A 21572-nucleotide genomic window follows, 5' to 3' on the forward strand; every position below is an offset into this window, starting at 1 on the left:
GAATCGACATCGGAAGGAACGGAATCGACATCGGAAGGAACGGAATCGACATCGGGACCAAAATCGGGACCGACGTCCGACGCGGCCACAGGACATCCGTCAGCGGGATACACCCGCCGAAACGTCATTCGGATGGCAGGGGCAACCGGCATCGGTTCGGTCGTCGCGGGAACGGCGGGAACCGCGACTGCCGACGACGACCCGACCGAAACCGGAGCGGACAGATCACCGCTGTCCCTGTGGTACGAATCACCCGCCAGCGAGTGGTTGGAGGCGCTCCCGCTCGGCAACGGCCGACTCGGGGCGATGGTGTACGGGACCCCTCGGACCGAGAGAATTCGGCTGAACGAGGAGACCATCTGGGCGGGGGGATTCGACGAGGAGCCGAAGAACAATCCGAACGCGGTGGCGGTCCTCCCGCGGGTTCGGGAACTCCTCCTCGCGGGCGAACACGAGGCGGCCGAGGCGCTCATCGACCCGGACATGCTCGGCGACCCACCGGAGTACGGAACCCTCATCAGGCCGTACCAGCCGTTCGGCGAACTCGAACTGGCGTTCGACCACGGCGACGTCACCGACTACCGTCGGGAACTCGATCTGGACGAGGGAATCGTCCGCGTGGGGTACGTCGCGGACGGGACCCGATACACCCGCGAAGTGTTCGTGTCGGCCGCTGACGACGCGCTCGTCGTCCGTCTCGAATCGGACGGGAAGATATCGACGTCGGTGGCGATGACGCGGGAACAGGACGCACGGACCGCGACCGAGGGGGACGAACTCGTCCTTCGCGGGACGGTCCAAAACCCAGCCCCTGGCGTCACCTTCGAAGGGAGGGTTCGGGCGTTCCCCGAGGGGGATTCGGGGACCGTCTCGGCGGAAGACGGGACGCTTCGCGTGCGCGACGCCGACGCCCTGACGCTCACCTTCGACGCCGCGACGGATTACCGCACGGACGAGGACCCGACCGCGGCCGTCTCCGAGGGACTGGATTCCCTCGAACCTCCCTACGGCCGACTGCGGCGGCGGCACGTCGAGGCCCACCGCGAACTGTTCCGGAGGGTCGAACTCGCACTGGGCGGAAACGACGGTCCGCCGATACCGACCGACGAGCGGTTGGAAGCGGTGCAAAACGGTGCGGACGACCCGCATCTCACGGAACTGTACTTCCAGTACGGACGCTACCTGTTGATGGGAAGCTCCCGACCGCCGAGCAGATTACCGGCCAACCTCCAGGGAATCTGGAGCACGTCCATGACGCCGCCTTGGCAGGCCGACTACCACAAGGACATTAACCTCCAGATGAACTACTGGCCCGCCGAGCGTTGTAACCTTTCGGACTGTGCCGCACCGATGGTCGAGTACATGGACTTCCTCCGCGGCCCCGGTGCGGAGACCGCGGCGGTCCACTACGACGCGGACGGCTTCGTGAACCACATCTCCTCGGACCCGTGGGGGAGCACCGAACCGACGTGGTTCGGCGGCGTCTGGCCGATGGGCGCGGCGTGGATGTGTCGGCGACTCTGGGAGCACTACGACGTGAACCGGGACGCGGAGTACCTCGAATCCGTCGCGTACCCGGTGATGAAGGACGCCGCGCGGTTTCTACTCGACTATCTCATCGAGGACGACGAGGGCCGACTCGTCACCGTTCCCTCGAATTCGCCGGAGAACTGGTTCGTGGACTCGGACGGGTACGAGGCGTTGTACGCCGTCGCGCCGACGATGGACATCGAACTGATCCGCGACCTGTTCGACAATACCATCGAAGCCGCGAAAATCCTCGACGCCGACCCGTCGCTCCGGGACGAGCTTTCCGAATCGGTCGCCCGACTGCCGCCGCTCCAAATCGGCGCGAACGGAACCCTGCAGGAGTGGCTGGAGGACTACGAGGAGTCGAACCCGGGACACCGACACATCTCCCACCTGTATGCGAACCACCCGGGAAGCGACATCACGCTCCGGGGAACGCCGATCCTGTCGAACGCGGCCCGGAACGCGCTCGAACGCCGATTGACCTACGGCGGTGGGTGGACGGGTTGGAGCAGGGCGTGGACGATAAACCAGTGGGCGCGGTTCGAGGAGGGTAACCTGGCGCACGAACACCTCCGGAAGTTGTTCGAGCAGTCCACGATTTCGAACCTCTTCGACATGCACCCGCCGTTCCAGATCGACGGCAACTTCGGCGGCACCGCGGGAATCGCGGAGATGTTCCTACAGGACCACGACGACGTACTCCGACTACTCCCCGCGCTCCCCGACGCGTGGGAATCCGGACGCGTGTCCGGCCTCAAAGCCGCTGGCGGGTTCGAGGTCGATCTCGAATGGGACGACGGCCGCCTCCGGCGTGCCGTCGTCCGCTCGTCGGCGGGCAACCGCTGTCGTCTCCGTACCTTCGGAGTTCAGTTGGACCCCGCATCGAACACGGACTGCGACGAATCCCTCGACCGAATCGGCCCGCAGGTCGTCGAGGTGGACACGCGTGCTGGAGAGGAACTCGTTTTCGAGGCCAAACCGGTCGAACTGCCGGATTTGACCTTGGATCCAAAGTCGATCTCCATCACCGAGACGTGGGAGACGACCCGAATCGAGGTACCGGTTCGGAACGACGGGACCGCGCGGTCGTCCCCGACGAGACTTCGATTCGTGGACGTGAGCGACTCCGACCGGCCGACGATAGCCGAACGGCGAATCCCGTCGATTCAACCGGGCGAGGCGTTCGACGCGACGGTCGAGGCGGCGACCGACGCCCTCCCCGAAATCGGACACGTTTGGGCCGTCATCGATCCGAACCGAACGCTCACCGACGGCGACCGGACGAACGACGTGACGCCGGTGGTCGAACGCGACGTGTCCGTCCACCCGACCGACGTGCAAGTCGAGCGAACGGGGGAAGCCACGCACACCGTGTCCGTCGTCGTCCGAAACGCGAGTCGAAGCGAGACCCCGCCGACGGCCGTCCGCGTCATCGACGTGACCGATGATCATCCCTCGACCATCGGCGAGGCTCCGGTCGATGCCATCCCGTCGTACGGATCGTTCGAGGCGACCATCGAGTGGGACACCTCCTGTATCCCCGACGGCCCCCGCCAACTCCGCGTCGTCGTAGACCCGGCGCGGCGACTGCGCGAACGCGACGAGACGGACAACAGCGCGAAAAAGGAAGTGACGGTTCCGGTTCGGTCCAACGACGGGGAGTAGTCTCCGTCTTTTTTCAGGCGTCCCCGTCGAACCCCGTCCGAGCGAGCGCCATCGGGTCGTCCTCCCCGACCGTGAACGGGCGGAGGAGGTACTCGAAAGACGTTTCTTCCGGTTGGACTTGGAACTCGTCGTAGGGTTCGACCGGCGTTCCGCCGACGCCGGAAACGCGGTGGTCGAGGTTGAACGCCACCGACCCGCGGTCTTCGAGTTCGTACTCGTATTCGGCTTCCGCGAGGTTCGAGAAGCGATTCAGGCTCACGTTCATGGGCTCGTCCGTCGCGGCGGCGAGCAGTCCGGCCCCGTCGTCGCCCGAGAGGGTCGCCCAGCGGGTATCCGCCTTGTTCCCGTTGTCCGTCGGCGGGATGTACGGGACGTACTGGTCGGCGACCGTTCCAGAGTACCGTCCGATATCGACGCCCGTCTTTCGGTCTGGATACGTCTCCTGCGGTCCGCGGCCGTACCATTCGAACCGGCCGAAACTGCTCGGCGCTTCGACCTGCAGGCCCACTTTCGGGAGGTAATCGGTGACGATGTCCCGCAACTCCGTGTTCGGCGTGGCATCGACGCTGACGGTAACCGCGCCGTTCCCGAAGACGTGGAACCTGTAGGTCGTCTCGAATCCAGCGGCTTTTCCTCCCGACTTCGCCTTCTTGCCCTTCGCGAAGCTCTTCACGTCGATTTCGACCAGCGAATCGTCCGGTCGCTCGACCGACACGGAATCGACGACGTTTTCGAGCGAATCCAACCCGGCCGTCTGCCAACTCGTGGCCTGTTCGCTTCCCCACGCCTGCACCTCGTTCATGATGGGTGCGCGCCACGCGTTGAACAGCGGCCCGCGTTCGAGCAGTTCCGTCCCCTCGTACCGCATCGAGGTGATAGTCCCGACGTCGGTGTCGAACCGGTACTCGAACCCGTCGCCCGTGACGACCACCCCGGCGTCCGTTTCGGAAGCGTCGAGCGACGGAAGGCTATCGAGCGACGGCGACCGTTTCACTTCCGCTTCGAACGGCAGTTCGAATTGCTCCCGGGACACCTCGTAGTCGGCCTCGGCGTACGCCGACGCCTCCGGGTTTCTGAACGAAACGTTCAGCCAGTATTCGGTTCCGGGGGTCGGTTCGCGCGGTTCCTCGAACGGAACCCGAACCACCCGCGTCTCGCCGGGTTCGATGTCCAGATTCAGTTCGCCCGACTGCACCGTCTTGTCGTCGGCGACGAGTTCCCATCGGTAGTCCACCGCAGCCGTGTTCGTGAAGTTGTAGTGATTGGTGACGTACAGCTCACCGTCTCTCAGGTCCGCCGGTGCGGCTTTTACGGGCTGTTGGCTGTGCTTGAGCTGCCAGAGTTCCGGTTGTGGCTCGCGGTCGGACCAGACCATCCCGTTGATGCAGAACGGGTTGCCGTCGTAGAAGGCGTACTCCACGCTCTCGCCGTCCACCGTCGTCGTCCGCGTCACGTCCTGGTTGACCCAGTCCCAGATGTACCCGCCTTGGAGACTCTTGTCGCGGAGCAGTCCCGCGAAGGTGTAGCTCAGGACGCCCTCGTCGGCCGCGATATCGCCCACGTCGTCCACCTCGTCCCCGGAGAGGGCACGGTCGATGGCGTGGATGGAGTCGACCGTCACGTCGAAACCGTTCTTCCGGTTTCCGTTACCGGGCGCGGGGCCGACGCGAACCGACTTCGACTTCGTCTTCGCGTCGAAGGACCCCAGCGCGTGGCCGAACTCGGCCACGCGCTCACCGTCGAGGTACAACCGCAACCGACCGCCGTCGCGGACGAGGACGAGCGTGTGCCACTCGTCGCTGTCCGCGGCCGTGGCCGCCACGGAGCCGCCGCCAGTGGCGACTTTTCCACCGAATTTGATCCGACCGTCCTCGCCGAGAGCGAGCACCGTTCGGTCACCCATCGAAACGAGGTCGGTTCCCGTTCCCGGTTCGACGCCCTCGAACGTCAGTGCGACCGTGAAATCGCCGGACGCGAAATCCGACGCGTCGGTCGGGAAGTCGATGTAATCGCCGTCGCGGAACGTGACGCTTCCGCCCGTTCGCCCGACGCCGACCGTCGGCGACCCGACCAGCACGCCGTCGTTTCCGCTCCCACTCCCGTCGCGTGCCTTCCTGACCGTCGGCTGGATGTACTCCGACCACATCCGATGGACCAGGCCGAGGCTGGTTCCCATAGCGTGGTTGTACTCGCCCATCACGACCGGACGCTTGCCGTCGCCGGGCGACCCGTCGCCCGCCGTCTTGTCGCCGAACCGCGGACTGTCGCTCACGTCGTTCCCTGCCGCGAGGTCGAGAAGCGTGTCGAGATCGATGTAGCGCGGACCCAGCATGTCCGCGTACTCGATGTCCCAACCGCCGTGGTTTGGCTGGTGGTACAGGAGTCTGTCGGGCGCGAGCGCCTCGATGCCGTCCCCGTCGAACGATTCGGCCGGTTCGGGTGCGAGGCGTGCCGCGTCCGCCGTGCTGTCCGGAACGTGCGGGTCGTCGGACCCGACCGCCAGCGCGGCCATGTTGATGTGTTCGGCCCCGGTCCCCGCTTCGTTGCCCGTGGACCACGCGAAGATGGACGCGTGGTTGCGGTCCCGGAGGAGCATCCGCCGGAAGCGCTCGACCGTCTGCTCGTGGAAGGCGGTCGTCTGGGCCAGAATTCCCTCCCACCAGTGGGTCTCACAGCACACCTCGCTCATCACGTAAATTCCGTACTCGTCGGCGAGTCGGAGATACGTCGGATCGTTCGGGTAGTGGGAGGTCCGGACGGAGTTGACGTTGAACTGTTTCATCCGCTCGAAGTCCGCCCGCATCGTCTCGACGGGGAGCGTCCGCCCCGAATCGGGGTCGGTCTCGTGGCGGTTCGTCCCGCCGAGGTTGACCGGTTCGCCGTTGACCAGCACCTGTGCGCCGGGACCGCCGCGGTTCACCTCGTAGGTCCGGAACCCGACCTTGTCGAGCACGACCTCCGTCGTCCGCCCGTTCTCGGCCACCAGTTCGAGCACGAGCGTGTAGAGGTTCGGGTGTTCGGCGGACCACTGTTTCGGGGCGTCCACGTCGGTTTCCAGCGTCACCACCCCGCCGTCGGAATCGACCGCCGTCGCGCCCGATAGCTCGACTTTCTTCGGTCCTCTTCCGTCGCCACAGTCCACGGTAGCGCTCCCTTCGTCGTCATCCTCGGGTTCGTGCAGGGTTCCGCGAACTTCGTACCTGCCGCGGGCATCGCCGTAGTTCGCGAGTTCGGCGGTGACTCGGAGGTGGCCGTCCTCGTACTCGTCGTCCAGTCCCGATTCGACGTCGAAATCCCTGACGTGTACTTTCGGCGTCGAGAACAGGTAGACGCTCCGGTAGATGCCCGAGTACCGGAACATGTCGATGGTCTCCATTGCCTCGCCATCCGAGAAGCGGTACACCTGCACCGTCAGTCGGTGTTCTTCGCCCGGCGTGACGTGGTCCGTGATGTCGAACTCGCCCGGCGTCATCGACCCCTGTTGGAAGCCGACGTACTCGCCGTCCACCCAGACGAAGTACGCCTGCTTGACGCCCTCGAAGTGGAGGAACGTTTCCCTCCCGTCCCAGTCCTCCGGGACGTCGAACGTCCGGCGATACGTGCCGGTCGGGTTGATGTCGGGGATATCGACGGTGCCGTCGTCGGCAGGTACCAGGTCCCCTTCGAGCGGCGGGTCGTAGTTCACCCACGTCTCCTGCCAGTTCGTGTAGATGTACTGGCCGTACCCCTCGATTTGCCACGGTCGGGGGACGGTGATGTCCTCCCACTCCGTTTCGTCGTGCGTCGACGGCCGTTCGTCGGGGCGCTCGTAGAACGCGAACTCCCAGTCGCCGTTCAGTAGTTCGAAGTACGCCGATTCCGCGAACCGCTCCTCGAACGCCGAGAACGGTTCGTCGGCGCGGCGGGCGGTTTCGGCGGACCCGTACGGTATCGTCGGCGTGGTGTGCGTGGGTTCGCGGTGCTGTGCGAACACGCTCGGGTCCTCGATGTAGTCGGTCAAGTTCCCTATCCGTCCGGGGCCACCCCCCTCCGTCTCCGGTGTGTCCGTTGCGGACGGTTCGACCGCCGCCGCTCGGTTCACCTCGGTGGTGGCCAGCGGGACGAGCGCACCCGCCCCCGTCATCTGTAGGAACGTTCGTCTTGTCGCCCCCGTTCGGCTCTGCGTCTCGGAACTCCGTGAATCGTTCTTGCTCATTCGTATACCTCCGGCTAGAAAACCGCGTGTCGCCGTTTTCTACCCGTTGGGAAACAAATAGTGAGCAGTACTATTTAAAATGTATTGGGACTAATTTTTCATATTCGTTCACGAACGATACGATGGAACGGTCGGTCACTATACCGAGGAACGGCCACCCAACTGTCCACTGTTGTGCATATCAGGGAACGACAAAACGATATCTGGATTTTCTGTCATACTCGAACCATATGGCAAAATACTGCCTTATTGTATATTCCTTTACTACTATCTAGAATAATATTCGACGACTCTGGACTATTTGAAAACGTATGTCAACAACCATTCGACAGTGGTTCTCCCGACACTCGTTCTCCATCCTCGGTACGGTGATCCGTTCCACCGGTACGGCACCGGTAAACGCGCTCGGTGAGCGCGTCGTCAGATCTCGGTCACGCGTTCGTGTCGCTCGTCGACGGCGGCGGCGTCCTCGGGCAGCAGCGCGGCGACGAGATATCCGGCGTACTCGCTGAAGTACTCGATGAGCGTGCCGATCCTGTTCGAATCGATCGCTTCGAGCGAGTCCAACAGGATGAACGGCACGTATTCGTACACTTCGTGCACGAGATACCCGGCGAGGGCGAAGACGAGTCCCGTCACCTCACGCTCGCTTTCGCTGAGGTGGTCGATGGTGTCCTCGTACGTGGTCCCCGATTCCGTGCTCCGGATCACGTGCAGGTTGAACACGCTTTTGGTGACCTTGCGGCGTCCCTCCCGAACGTCCTGTTCGGTTCGGTCGATCCAGATTCGTTCGAGGTTGGCGTAATCGAGCAAGTCGAGCACGGTCTCCATGTGCTCGTTGAACTGCTCGACCGCCTCGGACTCCGTCCTGTCGATCCGCGTCCGGAGGTCCGCCAGTTCCTCCCGAACGTCCTCCCGCCGTTCCTCGATCCGCTCGCGTTCACCGACCTGCGATTCGATCTCCTCGATTTCGGCCTCGACGTCGTCGAGGTCGGATTCGAGTCGCCCGAGTTCGAATTCGAGTTGATTCGCCTCCTTGTGAAGCGCCAGCACGTCGCTGTACTCCTCCTGTTCGAGTTCCTCGACCCGTCCCTCGAGGTCTTCGATCTCGTCGGTCAACTCCGTCCGCGTCCCGCGCAGGTCGTCCAACCGGGCTTCTCGGTCTTCGAGTTCCGATTCGAGTTGGTCGAGGCGCTGTTCCGTGCGTTCCCGCTGTCGCTGTGCCTCCTCTAGTTCCTGTTTTTCGTCCCGAAGTTCGGATATCTCGGATTCGAGCGACGAGCGCTCGGCGTGTTTCTCCCGTCGAAGCTCGTGAAGCCGTTCGACCGTCCCCTCGATCGACGATTTTTCGACCTCCGTTCCGCACGTCCAACAGACGACCGTTTCCGTGTCGGAGACGAGTTGGTCGGTGAGGGACTCGTTCGACTCCGTGTGCCCTCCGTGCTCTCCATCTCGAAGCGCCGAGAGCAGTTCGGGGCTCGTTCCCTCCAACATCTCCTCGTTGAACTGAATGATGGTCTGGAGCTCGGCCATCGTCGAATCCAGCCGTTGTTTTTCGTCCCGCCGTTGCTGGATTTGCTCCGTGATCATCGATACGTCCGTCTCCGACGCATCCGAATCGTCCGCCTGCTCGTCTTCGAGAGACGCAACTTCGTCCCGAAGCGCCTCGATGCTTTCCTCCTCGGTCGAGATGTTGTATCGGATATCCTCTAACCGTGAGCGCGTGTCGCTCAGTTCATCGAGTTTCTCTTCGAGTGCGGCCTTCTCGGATTTCGACTCGCCGACGTCCGCATCGGCGTCCTCCAACTCGGCTTCCTTCTCGGCCAGTTCGTCCTGTTTCTCCTCGATCTCGGTTCGCAGTTTGGTTCGTTTCTCTTCGAGCCCCGGTAGTTCCTCCTTGAGCGAATCGAGTTCGTCGAGCTCGTCGTCGAGTCGCCGTTTCTCGTCCCGCAGTTGTTCGATCTCGGCTTGGATCGCATCGGTGTCGATGGGGCGCATGATGAGGTCGCGCAGGTCGTCCCCGCGTGCGACCGCGCGGCGCGCTTCGTTCGATTCGAGCAGGAACGCGAAGAGGTCCGCGAGTTCCGGGTCGGCGAGATACGGGTCGCCGCTGGTCACGACCGTCCCGTTCTGGCGTGTCAACGTTCGCGTGTACGATTTGTCGCCGATAGTCATCTCGACGGTACCCTCCTCTGCGTCCCCTTTCAGCGAGGATTGGTCGCTACCGAGTGCCGCCATTATCGCCTGTAGCAAGGAGGTTCTGTTCGTCGCGTTGCGACCGGTGAGGGCGGTCACTCCGGGGGAAAAGCTGACTTCCGTTTGGTCGATGCCGCCGATGTTTTGGACGCTTAGATCCACCTGGTTCAAGGCTTTGTCCGATAGTTCCATAGGAACTCGTTGTGCTTCCTCCAATATAAATGGTTCATTTTCTGTGCGAGAAAATTACAGTACTATTTCTGTAATGGTAGCGGGGCTCTCTATCCTTTCGTCGGATGTTTCAGGAGTCGATATTTGAGGGATTTTTCTCCGCCGCGCTTGCGGGAGTTCGCCGGTTGGATTCTCCATTTTCGTCTCGTACTCACTGAAACTATCCGGTGCAAACGAATAGAATTATTCATATATTGGTGGTTGCCAATGAAATTACTATGGATATTAACATCTGGGAAATTTCCGGTAGCGAATAAAAATCGTCACCCGCTGTGACGTCGTTTTTTACGACCTCGTCGGTACGCCGTCCGAAATATCCGAACGCACCTCGACGGGTACGAGGGACGTCGTACGTCCTGATGTGAGTCCTTCCATCGATTTCACCCACGCCTCCATCTTCCGTCGTTTTCTGGTTGTATCCCGTGTACGTCCCCACCGTCGGTTTTAGTACTGTTCGCCGATAACCGTTGCACTCTGCCGGACGTGCCGGACCAGTTCGGAGCGGTACGTCGAATCCTGTAATCTGTCCACCGGGCACGCGATCGAAAGCACGCCGAGTAGATCCGTCTCGGCGCACACCGGCGCTGCCACCACGCACATCCCCGGTATCTGTTGGTTGCAGTCCACCGCGTACCCGTCGTCTCGAATCGTTCGCAATTCGCTCCACAACACGTCCGCGTCGGTTATCGTTTGTTCCGTCACCGGATCCAAGCCGTGCGTTTCGAACACCCCCTCGACGTACTCGTCGGTGTGATGCGCGAGCAGAACCTTCCCGGCGGCGTGCGAATGGAGCGGTGTTCGCCGTCCGGGATACGTCCCCAGATTGAGCGCACGCGTCCCGCCTTCGTTGTGGAGAACGACCCACCGTCCCCGTTCTTCGACGCTGACGGTCACGAGTTCTCCCGTCTCGGCGGCCAATTCCGTTGCTACCGGCTTCGCGGCGTGAAAGAGACGGCTCCGATGCTTCAACCGACTCCCCATGGCCAGAAATCGGTATCCGACCTGATACTGACCGTCCCGTCGAACGACGTAGCCGGTCGCTTGCAACGTCTTAAGGTAATCGTGTGCGGTGCTTCGTGGCATTCCCATTTGTTTCGAAACGTCGGATGGCCCGGTTACGTTTCCTTCCCACAGTAGTTCGATGATTTCGAATGCGCGGACGACCGTTTGGAGGGGGGCAGATGTTCGTTCCATACCGATGCGAACAGTGTACGCTCCCATAATCGTTCGGTTATTTCGGACGATCGGAGCGACCATCTCCGTTCCACTCGCCTGTTCGTAACGAACTGCGGTGAAGAGCGTTGAACAACAGGGTGTCGTCGTCGGGCAAAGCGACTGCCGCACCGATTTATCGATCCGCGAGAAAGTGGCTCCCCGACCGCGTCGGATCGTTTCGTACGAAACCCTGCTCGCGGAGTCGATTCGTACTCGGACGTCGTCACCGAAGTCGCGGAGAGGACGGCAACGTCAGGAGAGACGGGGTCGTTACTCCGTTTCGAGCGGAAGCGACCCGTGTTCTGTCTCGAACTCCTCGAGTAATTCCTTCTTGTTGAACTTCCCGGTGGTCGTCTTCGGAACCGCATCGACGAAGACGATTTCGTCGGGGAGCCACCACTTCGGGAATCGTTTCAGGAGGTGTTCTTCGAGATCGCCCTCGGCAACGCCGTCCGCTGTGACGTAGGCGACCGGTCGCTCCTGCCACTTTTCGTGGGCGACGCCGATGACGGCCGCCTCCTCGACCCGTTCGTGACCCATCAGTTCGTTCTCCAGTTCGAGCGAGGATATCCACTCGCCGCCGCTCTTGATGATGTCGTCGAGTCGGTCCACGACCGTGAGGTAGCCGAATTCGTCGATGGTGCCGACGTCGCCGGTCTTGAACCACCCATCGTCGGAGAACGACGACTCGGTTTTCGCCGGGCGGTCGTAGTAGCGGTCGATAAGCCACGGCGCTCGTGCCTGAATCTCGCCCTCGGATTCGCCGTCGTGCGGAACCGGTTCGCCGTCCACGGTTCGGAGGCGGAGTCGGACGCCGGGCGCTGGGATTCCCGCTTTCATCCGGAACTCGTACTGGCGCTCCTGCGGGAGCGACTGTACTTCCGTCGTATCGAACGTGTTCACCAGATGCGGTGCCGCCTCGGTCATCCCGTACCCTTGGTAAACCGGCGCGTCGTACACCTCGTCGAACCGCTCGATGAGCCACTCCGGTGGGGATCCCCCGCCTATGATGACCTTCTCCAGCGACTCGACGGTGCGGTCCGAGTGGTCTCGGAGGTAGCCGTCTATCTCTATCCACACCGTCGGAACCGCCGTGCCGATGGTCACGTCCTCGGCGTCGATGAGTTCGAGGACGGCATCGGAGTCCGTGTAGTGGCCGGGAAGCACGAGCTTCGACCCGTAGAGCGTCCCCGAGTACGGGAATCCCCAGCCGTTGACGTGGAACATCGGAACGACCGGCAGGATGGCGTCGTTCTCGCCGATTCCGAAGGTGTCGACTATCCCGTGCATCATCGCGTGGAGATACAGTTTGCGGTGGGTGTACTGGACGCCCTTCGGGAGACCGGTCGTCCCCGACGTGTAACACAGCCCTGCCTCGGTATTCTCGTCGAGTTCGGGCCAGTCATAGCTCGTCGGTTGTCCCTCGATGAACGCTTCGTAGGACGTGACCGGATCGAGCGACGTCTCCGGAACTTCCTCGGGGGCTGCGTTGACCACGTACTGCTCGACGGTGTCGATTCGGTCGGCGATGGACTCGACCGTCTCGACGAACGCTGGATCAACGAAGAGAATGCGATCCTCGGCCTCGTTGATGATCTCGATGAGGTGTTCCTCGGGGAGTCGATGGTTGGTAGTGTGGATGCTCCGCCCACTACAACTCGGCCCGTAGTACAGTTCGTAGTGTCGGTAGTTGTTCATCGCCATCACCGAGACCCGGTCCCCCGTTTCGAGACCGAACTCGTCTAGCGCGTTCGCCAGTCGGCAAATCCGCTCGTACGCGTCGCCGTACGTGTAGCGATGAATCCCTCCGTCGGGGAGTTTCGTCACGATTTCCTTGTGGTCGTACAGGTCGTTCGCCCGTTGCAGGCACTTCGTTATGGTGAGTTCGTACTCGCTCATGGTCGGTCAGCTCCGCGCCGCTTCGGTTCGAACCGGTAGAAAACACGCTCGTGGTCGGCGGGGTCGTCGATTTCGACGACTTTCAAGGCCACCGGGTCGCCGATTTCGAGGTCGTCCACGTCCGCGTCGTCGATACGTGCGGACAACCGGACGCCGTCGAGTTCGACGACGCCGACGGTGAACGGTACGTCGTCGCCCATTCCGAGCGGTGCGCCGCCCCGAACGGCCGTGAACGCGTACAATTTGCCCTCGTCTGGGAGGGCAACGTACTCCAGTTCGTCGCTCGTACACTCCGGGCAGACGACTCGCGGCGGATAGTGTCGCTCGCCGCAGTTCCGACAGCGCGTCGTCGAGAGCACCCCGGCGCGGAGATTGTCGTAGAACTCGTGGATTCGCGTGTGTTCGTCGGTCTGTAGCTCGTAGAAGTCGAGCAGTCGCGGGAGTTCGATGGTTTCCGGGAGTTCGACCGTCGTCCGCCGGTCGCTCTCGCCGTTCATCCGTTTCCCGTTCGTCCGATCCTCATTCCTCCGCGTTTCGTTCCCTTCGTCGGTCATGGTCGCTCACGCTCCAGAATCATGATGCTGTGGACGGAACCGCTCCCGCTCAAGTTGTGTATCATTCCGGTTTCGGGATCGGGGACGCGTCGTTCCGACGGCACGTCGCCCGTGAACTGCGAGTGGATTTCGAGCGCCTGCGAGACGCCCGTCGCGCCGAGCGGGTGTCCGCATCCCAACAGGCCGCCGCGCGGGTTGACCGCGATGTCGCCGTCGAGTTCGCTCCGTCCGTCCTCGATGAACTGCCCGCCGTCACCCTTCTCGACCCAGCCCAGGTCCTCGTACTCGACGATTTCGCTGATGGAAAAGCAGTCGTGAATCTCCGCCACGTCGAGGTCGCGGAGTGGATCGTCGATCCCGGCCTGCTCGTACGCGTTTTCGGCGGCGACGGTCGCCTGCGGCCACGCCGACAGCGACGGGAGGTTGTTGATGGAGTTACTCGCCATACACGACTGTCCGCTCCCGGTTATCCACGTCGCCTCGTCGGTCACCTCGCGGGCCTTTTCCTCGCTCACGAGAAGCAGTCCCGCCGCGCCGTCCGTGACGCCGCTGCAATCGTACAGACACAGCGGCGGGGAGAGGGGAAACGACTCCAGTACGTCGTCCACGCTCACTTCCTTCCGAAACTGCGCGTAGTCGGTGTGGGCGGCATGGCTCTTGTTCTTCGCGCTGACCTGCGCGAGTTGCTCGCGGGTCGTTCCATATTCGTGCATGTGTCGCTGGGCGATCATGGCGAAGTAGGGCGGCGCGTTCAACCCGTTGACGCCGTCGAACTCCCGGTCGAGGACGTTCGTCATGCTCGCCTGCGCTTCCTCGCTCGCAGATTTCGGGAGGTTCATCTTCTCGACGCCGAGGACGAGCGCCACGTCGAGTTGCCCCGCTGCGATGGCGAGCCACGCGTACCGCAGCGCCGCCTGCCCGCTCGCACAGGCGAGTTCGGTGCGGGCGATCATCGAATCCACGTCGATTCCCAATAACTCGGCGACGAGCGGCGCGACGTGCGATTGGAACGCGAACCGTTCCGGTTGGACGGCACCGACGAACAGCCCTTCAACATCTTCCGGACCGATGCCAGGAACCGCGTCGAACGTCGCCTTCCCGGCCTCCTGCGCCAAATCTTTCCACGTCGCCTGTCGCCGCCCCCACGACGTGTGGCCGCCGCCAACGATGCCGACGTTACGCGTCATCTCCACCACCGAACTCAGGGTCGCGTCCCTGTCGGAAGGCGGTGACGCCCTCCAGCATGTCGTCGGTGCTGGTCAGGAGTCCGAAGCTTTTGCTTTCGAGTGCCAGCGCGGTGTCGAGGCTGGCGTCCTGTCCCTCGTGAACGACCTGCTTTGCGATTTTCAGTGCCGTCGTCGGCCCGCCGACGAAGTTTTGGACGAACTCGTCCACGGCCGAGTTCAACTCGTCCTCCGGTACGACTCGATTGACGATTCCCCAGTCTCGTGCGCGCTCGGCGTCGATCTGGTCGCCGGTGAACAGTAGTTCTTTCGTCCGCGTCTCGCCGACGAGACGGACGAGGCGCTGGGTCGCGCCGCCGCCGGGGATGAGACCGAGATCGATTTCGGGACTCGCGAACCGCGCCGAATCGGTCGCGACGCGGAGGTCGCATGCGAGTGCGAGTTCGAACCCAGCGCCGAGACAGAAGCCGTCTATCTTCGCGATCGTCGGGCGGTCGTACCGGTACACCGTCCGAAACACGTCGTCCACGTCCATCATCTCCGTCGGCGAGGACGTCGTAAAGCCCGTGATGTCCGCCCCCGCAGAGAACGCTCGGTCGCCTGCCCCCTCGAAGACGACACAGACCACGTCGTCGCCGTCGATTTCCCGCGACAGCAGTCGGTCGACTTCCTCGAACATCTCGGGACAGAAGGCGTTGAGACGCTCGGCCCTATCGAGCGTAACCGTGAGAACGCCGTCCTCGGAGAGGTCGTAACTGACGTAGTGGAACGGACTACCCTCGCCGTGTTGGTAGAACCCTTCGCCCGCGTCCGCGCCTGTTTTTCCGGACTCGACGAGTTCGACGAGGTAATCCGCCGGGACGAATCGGCTTTCGCCCGTCTCGTCGTGGAGCGTTCGAAGTTTGTCGAGGACGGTATCGAGACCGAGTTTGTCCCCCGTCAAGCAGGTACCTTCGGGAAGGCCCGCACCCAGTCGCATTCCGATGTCGATCTCCTCCGGAGTCGTCACGTCGTTCCCGAGGAGTTTCGCCGCTTCGTTGACCATCAGCGCTTCGACGCGGAGCGTATCGAATCCTTCGCCGTCGTCGGGTTCGTACGTCGCACCGTCCCCGTCCTCGTACTGGTAGAACCCCGCTCCGGATTTCGTTCCGAGGTCGTCGCGCTCGACTCGTTCGGCGATAGGGTCGGGCGGTTTCTGCCCGGCCTCCTCGCGGAAGTGGTAGGCGATGTCGATACCGGTGTAATCGAGGAGTTCGAACGGCCCCATCGGGTATCCTCGTTCGTACACCATCGCCGCGTCGGCCTTCCGAACCGTCGTCTCGTCGGCGGCGAGCATCCGCGCGGGTTCCTCCATGAACGGGAGGAGCACGTTGTTCACCACGAAGCCGTGAACGTCCTTCCGGACGTGAATCGGCGTCTTTTCGAGCGCCTCGACGAAGTCGAACGCCGCATCGACCGTTTCGTCGCTCGTCACCTCACCCTCGATGACTTCCACGAGGTCCATCTTCACGGGCGGGTTGAAAAAGTGCGTCCCGACGACCCGTTCGGGGCGCTCGGTTGCGGAAGCGATTTCGGTGATACTGAGACTGGACGTGTTCGTAGCGAGGATGGCTCGGTCGGGTGCCGCCTCGTCGATGGTCGCAAACGTCTCCCGTTTCAACGCCATCTGTTCCGGAATGGCCTCGACGACGAGGTCGGCGTCGGCGACCGATTCTTCGAGGTCAATCGCCGTCGAGACCCTGCCGAGGACCGCCTCGGCATCCTCGTCGAGTCGTCCCTTCTTTTCGAGTTTCCCGAGCGACCACTCGATTTCCTCGTAGCCGTCCCGGACGAACTCCTGCTCGATGTCACGCAACACTACTTGATATCCGGCTATAGCCGCCACTTCCGCAATTCCGTGCCCCATGCTTCCGGCACCGAGAACGGTGACGCGGTCTATTGACTCCGATAGCATCACTCAGGATATCTGCGAGCATACGTTTCAACATTGTGGTCCGTGTAACCGAATGCCATATGGGCCATCGTCGCACCCTAATTACTCCAATCGTTCGCTGTGAGCGAACGATTCGACGCTCCGTTTCGGTCGGACGGCAGGGACGCGAAACGGGGCTATCGGGGGCCGTCAGGGCTACTGATACGCCAAGTTGACCTCCACGTCGTCCGCGGCGGCGAGGAGTCGTTCCACTAGTTCGCTTTCGCGCTCGTTTCTGGTAACTCGCCGTGCGGCGCCAGCGACCGATAGCGCGCCGCGAACTTCCCCTTCGAAAATCAGCGGGACGCCGATGGCGTGAATACCCGCGATGTCCTCCCCGTGATTGACCGCGTAGCCGCGTTCCCGGATGGTTTCGAGTTGTGTTCGCAGCGATTCCCGGTCGGTGATGGTGTTTTCGGTTTTTGCCGGGAGTCCGTGCCGGTCGATGATTCGCTCGACTTCGTCCGAGTGAAGGTGTGCCATAATCGCCTTGCCGCCGGAGTTGTGGTGGAGGTACGCCCGTGATCCGATGATCGATTCCTCGCTGATTTCGGTGTTCCCCTTCGCACCGTATAGAAACCAACTGAGGCCGTTTTCGGGGACAATCAACCAAACCATCTCGCCGGTCTCCGCCGCGAGGTCGTGGATTTGTGACTTCGCGGCATGATATAGTTCGTAGCTATCCCGAGCGTACTCGCCGACGTTCAGAAATTGGAGTCCGACGTGATAGGTGCCGTTTCGTTTCACCACGTATCCGTGCTCGGACATGGTGCTCAGATGCTTGTGGATGGAACTCTTGGCCATGTCCAACTCGCGGGCGAGTTCCGAAACGCCCGCCCCGTCCCGTTCCTGCAACTGTTCTATGATAGCGAATAGCGTTTCGTCGGATTTTATTCGCCCCGTGCCATCGATGCCTGCGCCCATAGTTGATAAACATCACGATTTATATTTAAATCTTGGCAGCCAGTGCCCTCGCTCGAACCGATTCTCGGCATGGCTGGAATCACGACGTTCTCCGTCTCTACGGGTTACCGCGAGTCTTCGAATCGAACGCATCGAAAAAGTAGTGGACGGCAGGACCGTCACCCGTAGTTCGCTATCATCGAACGAACGCCGAAATCACAGTTCGATTTTCGGTATCTGCCGTTCGCGTTCAACGTTACAATCATAGCAGCGTCATACTACTGTGAGCTCTTAGACGGCCGAAAATGGCCGATAAACCGCTCTTGTTGTCCCCTCGTGGTCATTTTGTCGTCCTCGACCTCACTCTCTTCCGAATGCAATCGTTCGTTGGCATCGAACACATGTCGTCGATCGAATCGCGAGTGTATAGCGGTCGGCTGATTGGTAGCGAGGGTGGACATTCGGTGGTGGAGGGTGAGCACTCGATAGGGAGTTCCGGAGGAGGAACGCTCGATGGTCGATTCCGTAGTAGACCTTCGTGGGTTGTGGGTTCCGTAGTGTAACGCTCGACAGCGTTCGATTCATCGAAGCGTTAGAAAGAGCGTAGCGGCGAACGGGTACATCAGCAGCATCTGGAGACGAATCGACCTGTCCCTCGATACGAAAGCGGAGACACACGCCGCACAAAGCGGGAAGACCGCCGCGATGGTCGTCAGTGGGGGAAACGTCCCGACGGCAATCAATCCTACGACGAGTGCTGAAGCGAGGAGGAACACCCCGATGCTGATCTCGTTCGCCGTGTCCGTACCGAGCGCGACCGGGACGGTTCGTTTCTCGATCGAACGGTCGAACTCGTAATCCTCCCTGTCGGTCGAAATCTTGACGGCCGAGAGGAGCACGAGGAACACGAGCGAAACTCCGATGATTCGAACCGGGAGACGGTGTGCTTGAACGAAAAACCCGCCGCCGATAGCCAACGCGATACCGACCGGATAGCCGACGGTTCCGCCGAGGGGATTCTTATCGAGATAGGGTGCGTGGAGCATCGCGAGTATCCACAGCGGGACGACCCACAGTACGGAGACGAACCCGACTGTCAGCCACAGCGCACCCAGAACGACGGCGAATCCGGTGCTGGCGACCCAAATCGACTGTCGGTTCGTTATGGCGGACAGGGCTGGCGTCTCCTCGCCGCGCAGGTGGCCGTCGACGTAGCCGTCCTTCAGGTGAGCCGTGTAGAGCGCGAGTCCGACCGCGAAAGCGTGGACCGTACCCGGAACGGCGGCGAACTCCCGGGCGAGAAGCCCCCCGAACAGCGACATCCCCACGGCGGGACCCATGAACGCGGGGTGGAGGTACGAGAGGAGTCCGCGGCCCTGTGAACGGGCGGTTTCGGCGAGCATGGGTATCGTTGCTCGAAGGCGTACAAAAATCCTCCCGTAATCGTCCTCCGACACGAGTGCAGATACCTCGCTAATCACAACAATTAATAGTCACTGTCGGTATGCTGTACCATACCGCAGATACACTATGAACTACTTAGAGGCGTTCGACCGAACCGCCCGAGTGCACACGACAGATACCGCTATCGTCACCGACGATGGTACCGAGTTCACCTACGAGGAACTCGACCGACGAAGCACCGAACTGGCGAACGCTCTCGAAGCGCGAATCCCGTCCGAGCGATGTGCGGTCCTCACGCGCAATGGGTCCGCCACCGTCGCATCGATGATCGCGGGACAGAAGCGCGGCGCGGCCACTGTCCAACTTCCGTTTCGGGGGAGTTCGAGGGAGCTAGTTTCGATGGCCGAGACGGCGGACGCGGCGGGCCTGATATTCGACGACGCGAACGCGGAGGCCGCGCTTTCGATGCTCGACGGCGGGGCGTTCGAGACCGCGATTCACGTCGGAACACGGAGCCTCGACCGTCCCGACGTGGAGTCATACGGGACCGTGCTCTCGGTTGCTCCATCCGATCGCGAGGAGGCATTGCCCGACGGAGACGAGTGCGCCGTGTTCTACACCAGCGGGACGACGAGCCAACCGAAGGCGGTCCGGTTCGATCAGGAACAAATGTGGCTCGGCGCGACGCAGGTCGTCATGGAACACGGCATCGACGAGACCGACGTCGCACTCGTGACGACGCCATGGTATCACATGGTGACGACCGACGCGTGGCTGTACCCTCACCTGCTCGCGGGGGCCACGCTCGTCCTGCACTCGCAATTCCATCCGGACGAGGCGCTCGAACTCATCGAGGAACACGACGTGACGGGGATGCTCGCCGTCCCGACGCAACTGAACGCGCTGAACGACGCGCAGGCCGACGCGAACTATGGTGTCGAATCGCTGTCGTACATCCGGACCGGCGGTTCGATAGTGACCGAGAGCCTGATCGAACGGACCGCGACACTGCTCACCGAAAACGTCTACAACACCTACGGGTTGACCGAAGGCGGACCGAATCTCGCGTTCGCCCACCCGTCCGTTCAAGCGGAGCATCCCGGAACCATCGGCAAAGAGTCGTTCGTCTGGGAGTTGCGCGTGGTCGAAGCCGCGACGCCGACCGAGCATCCGGACCCGACGGCGGTCGTTGATGCGGGCGAACGCGGCGAAATCATCGCCCGCGGTCCCGGAATGTCGACCGGGTATATCGATAACGAACGAGCCGAACGGAAGTCATACTTCGACGGGTGGGTCAGAACGGGCGACGTGGCACGGGTGGACGACGACGGATTCCTCTACGTCGTCGACCGCGTCGACAATATGATCGTCAGCGGCGGGGAGAACGTCTATCCTCGCGAAATCGAACGCGCGCTGGAGGAACACGAGGCGGTACGGGAAGTCTGCGTGTTCGGGGTGGACGACGATCACTGGGGGGAGGTAGTCACGAGCGTCGTGGTCACCGAGGAGTCGCTCGATGGGGGGTCACTCGATGCGGAGGAACTCGACGCGTTCTGCAGGAACCTCGACTCGCTCGCCGATTTCAAACGCCCGCGACGGTACGCCATTGTCACCGACTCCCTGCCGCGAACCGACACGGGAACGATACAGCGAGAGCGTCTCGTTGAGCGCCACTTCAGTTGACGCCGACTCGGACCGGAGTGTGAATACCGCTGGATCGGGAAAACGTATATCACGGTTCTCTCTCTATTGCCACCCTGTGAGTTTCAAACGAATGTTCGAATCGGACGCTATCGTGGATACTGGTACGTTCCGGACGCTATCGCGGGTTTCGATGTCCCGGACGACGGGAAACAGCGGAGACGAGGTGAACTGAAATGTACGAGCGCATCTGGACGGTGCGGTTTTCCGACGCCGACCCGTTCGGTATCGCCTACTACCCGCGTATCATCGAGGCCGTCCACGAGACCTCCGACATCTTCATGGAGGATATCGGTTTTCCGTTCTGGGAGATTTCACAGGACCACGGGTACGGTCTGCCCATTGTCGAGGTGAACTTCGAGTTCGAGAATCCCGTGGAGGCGGGCGATAAAGTTACCGTCGGACTCACGCCGTCGCTCGGCAATCGAAGCGTTCGGTTCGAGTACGTCGCGCGCTGCGACGGCGAAGTGGCGTTCTCGGGGTACGAACAACGCGTCTGCGCCCGCACCGGCAGTGAGGGTTCGATGGAACTGCCCGACGACCTCCGCGAAGCGTTGGAACCCTATGCCGACTGAGTCGGGTCTCGAACTTCGAGCAGTTCGTCGCGGACGATACGCTTTTGGGATTCCCATCGTCATGTACTACCATGGCCGAGTTCGACAACATCTACGCCGAGGAGAGTCCGTTCGTGCAGGCGCACTTCGACTGTCTGAGCTGTGGCGGAAAGCTCTGGGAGTACGCCATTCAGGGCCAGATGGTCTGTGAAGACTGCCGGTCAGTCTTCCCTTCCGACGAAGTTTTCGATGCGCAGGCGGAGTGACGATACGCGGTGTACGATTCGTCTTTTCGTGGTGATTCTGGGTTTGATGTGATCGGACCACCGAGCGGCAGATTTCGAACGTTCTCTCTGGTTCGCGACA

13 protein-coding genes are annotated in these 21572 nt (G+C 62.0%); 4 read left to right on the plus strand and 9 right to left on the minus strand.

Features of this window, described 5'->3' with window-relative positions; all coding sequences use genetic code 11:
• The coding region (locus tag NKF26_RS22950; protein ID WP_253234932.1) for a glycoside hydrolase N-terminal domain-containing protein at positions 1-3198 on the plus strand (3198 nt) is incomplete at its 5' end.
• A 13-nt stretch (positions 3199-3211) separates the two neighbouring features.
• Here the strand turns inward: NKF26_RS22950 and NKF26_RS22955 are convergent.
• The 9 genes from NKF26_RS22955 to NKF26_RS22995 form a co-directional block, all read right to left on the minus strand.
• The gene (locus tag NKF26_RS22955) at positions 3212-7393 is read right to left on the minus strand and encodes a glycoside hydrolase family 2 TIM barrel-domain containing protein (protein WP_253234933.1); all 4182 of its coding nucleotides are present in this window, start codon (positions 7391-7393) and stop codon (positions 3212-3214) included.
• Between the two features lie 420 nt (positions 7394-7813).
• Positions 7814-9781 (minus strand): archaea-specific SMC-related protein, encoded by a 1968-nt coding sequence (locus NKF26_RS22960; protein ID WP_253225929.1) that lies wholly within the window; start codon positions 9779-9781, stop codon positions 7814-7816.
• A gap of 483 nt (positions 9782-10264) precedes the next feature.
• Positions 10265-11014: an IclR family transcriptional regulator gene (locus NKF26_RS22965; RefSeq protein ID WP_253225930.1), complete on the minus strand. Its 750-nt coding sequence runs from the start codon at positions 11012-11014 to the stop codon at positions 10265-10267.
• Positions 11015-11305: 291 nt separating this feature from the next.
• Positions 11306-12934 carry a long-chain fatty acid--CoA ligase gene (locus NKF26_RS22970; protein WP_253234934.1) on the minus strand — a complete coding sequence of 543 codons (1629 nt, stop codon included), beginning with the start codon at positions 12932-12934 and terminating at the stop codon, positions 11306-11308.
• Positions 12931-13431 (minus strand): Zn-ribbon domain-containing OB-fold protein, encoded by a 501-nt coding sequence (locus NKF26_RS22975; RefSeq protein ID WP_369682184.1) that lies wholly within the window; start codon positions 13429-13431, stop codon positions 12931-12933. The genes NKF26_RS22970 and NKF26_RS22975 overlap by 4 nt, the downstream gene beginning before the upstream one ends.
• 53 nt (positions 13432-13484) lie before the next feature.
• Positions 13485-14675, minus strand: coding sequence for a beta-ketoacyl synthase N-terminal-like domain-containing protein (locus NKF26_RS22980; RefSeq protein ID WP_253225933.1), 1191 nt, complete (start codon positions 14673-14675; stop codon positions 13485-13487).
• Positions 14665-16626, minus strand: a complete 1962-nt coding sequence (locus tag NKF26_RS22985; protein WP_253234936.1) for a 3-hydroxyacyl-CoA dehydrogenase/enoyl-CoA hydratase family protein — start codon at positions 16624-16626, stop codon at positions 14665-14667. The genes NKF26_RS22980 and NKF26_RS22985 overlap by 11 nt, the downstream gene beginning before the upstream one ends.
• Before the next feature lie 174 nt (positions 16627-16800).
• On the minus strand, positions 16801-17568 hold the full coding sequence (locus tag NKF26_RS22990; protein WP_253225935.1) for an IclR family transcriptional regulator: 768 nt from the start codon (positions 17566-17568) through the stop codon (positions 16801-16803).
• A gap of 560 nt (positions 17569-18128) precedes the next feature.
• Positions 18129-18950 (minus strand): UbiA family prenyltransferase, encoded by an 822-nt coding sequence (locus tag NKF26_RS22995; RefSeq protein WP_253225936.1) that lies wholly within the window; start codon positions 18948-18950, stop codon positions 18129-18131.
• 127 nt (positions 18951-19077) lie between these two features.
• On the opposite strand from NKF26_RS22995, the gene NKF26_RS23000 reads away from it, so the two are divergent.
• The 3 genes from NKF26_RS23000 (at position 19078) to NKF26_RS23010 (ending at position 21472) form a co-directional block, all read left to right on the plus strand.
• The gene (locus NKF26_RS23000) at positions 19078-20634 is read left to right on the plus strand and encodes a class I adenylate-forming enzyme family protein (protein ID WP_253225937.1); all 1557 of its coding nucleotides are present in this window, start codon (positions 19078-19080) and stop codon (positions 20632-20634) included.
• 194 nt (positions 20635-20828) lie between these two features.
• Positions 20829-21227 carry a thioesterase family protein gene (locus tag NKF26_RS23005; protein ID WP_253225938.1) on the plus strand — a complete coding sequence of 133 codons (399 nt, stop codon included), beginning with the start codon at positions 20829-20831 and terminating at the stop codon, positions 21225-21227.
• 71 nt (positions 21228-21298) lie between these two features.
• On the plus strand, positions 21299-21472 hold the full coding sequence (locus tag NKF26_RS23010; RefSeq protein WP_253225939.1) for a hypothetical protein: 174 nt from the start codon (positions 21299-21301) through the stop codon (positions 21470-21472).
• Positions 21473-21572 lie beyond the last annotated feature (100 nt).

The organism is Haladaptatus sp. AB618 (assembly GCF_024136965.1).
Classification (GTDB): domain Archaea; phylum Halobacteriota; class Halobacteria; order Halobacteriales; family Haladaptataceae; genus Haladaptatus.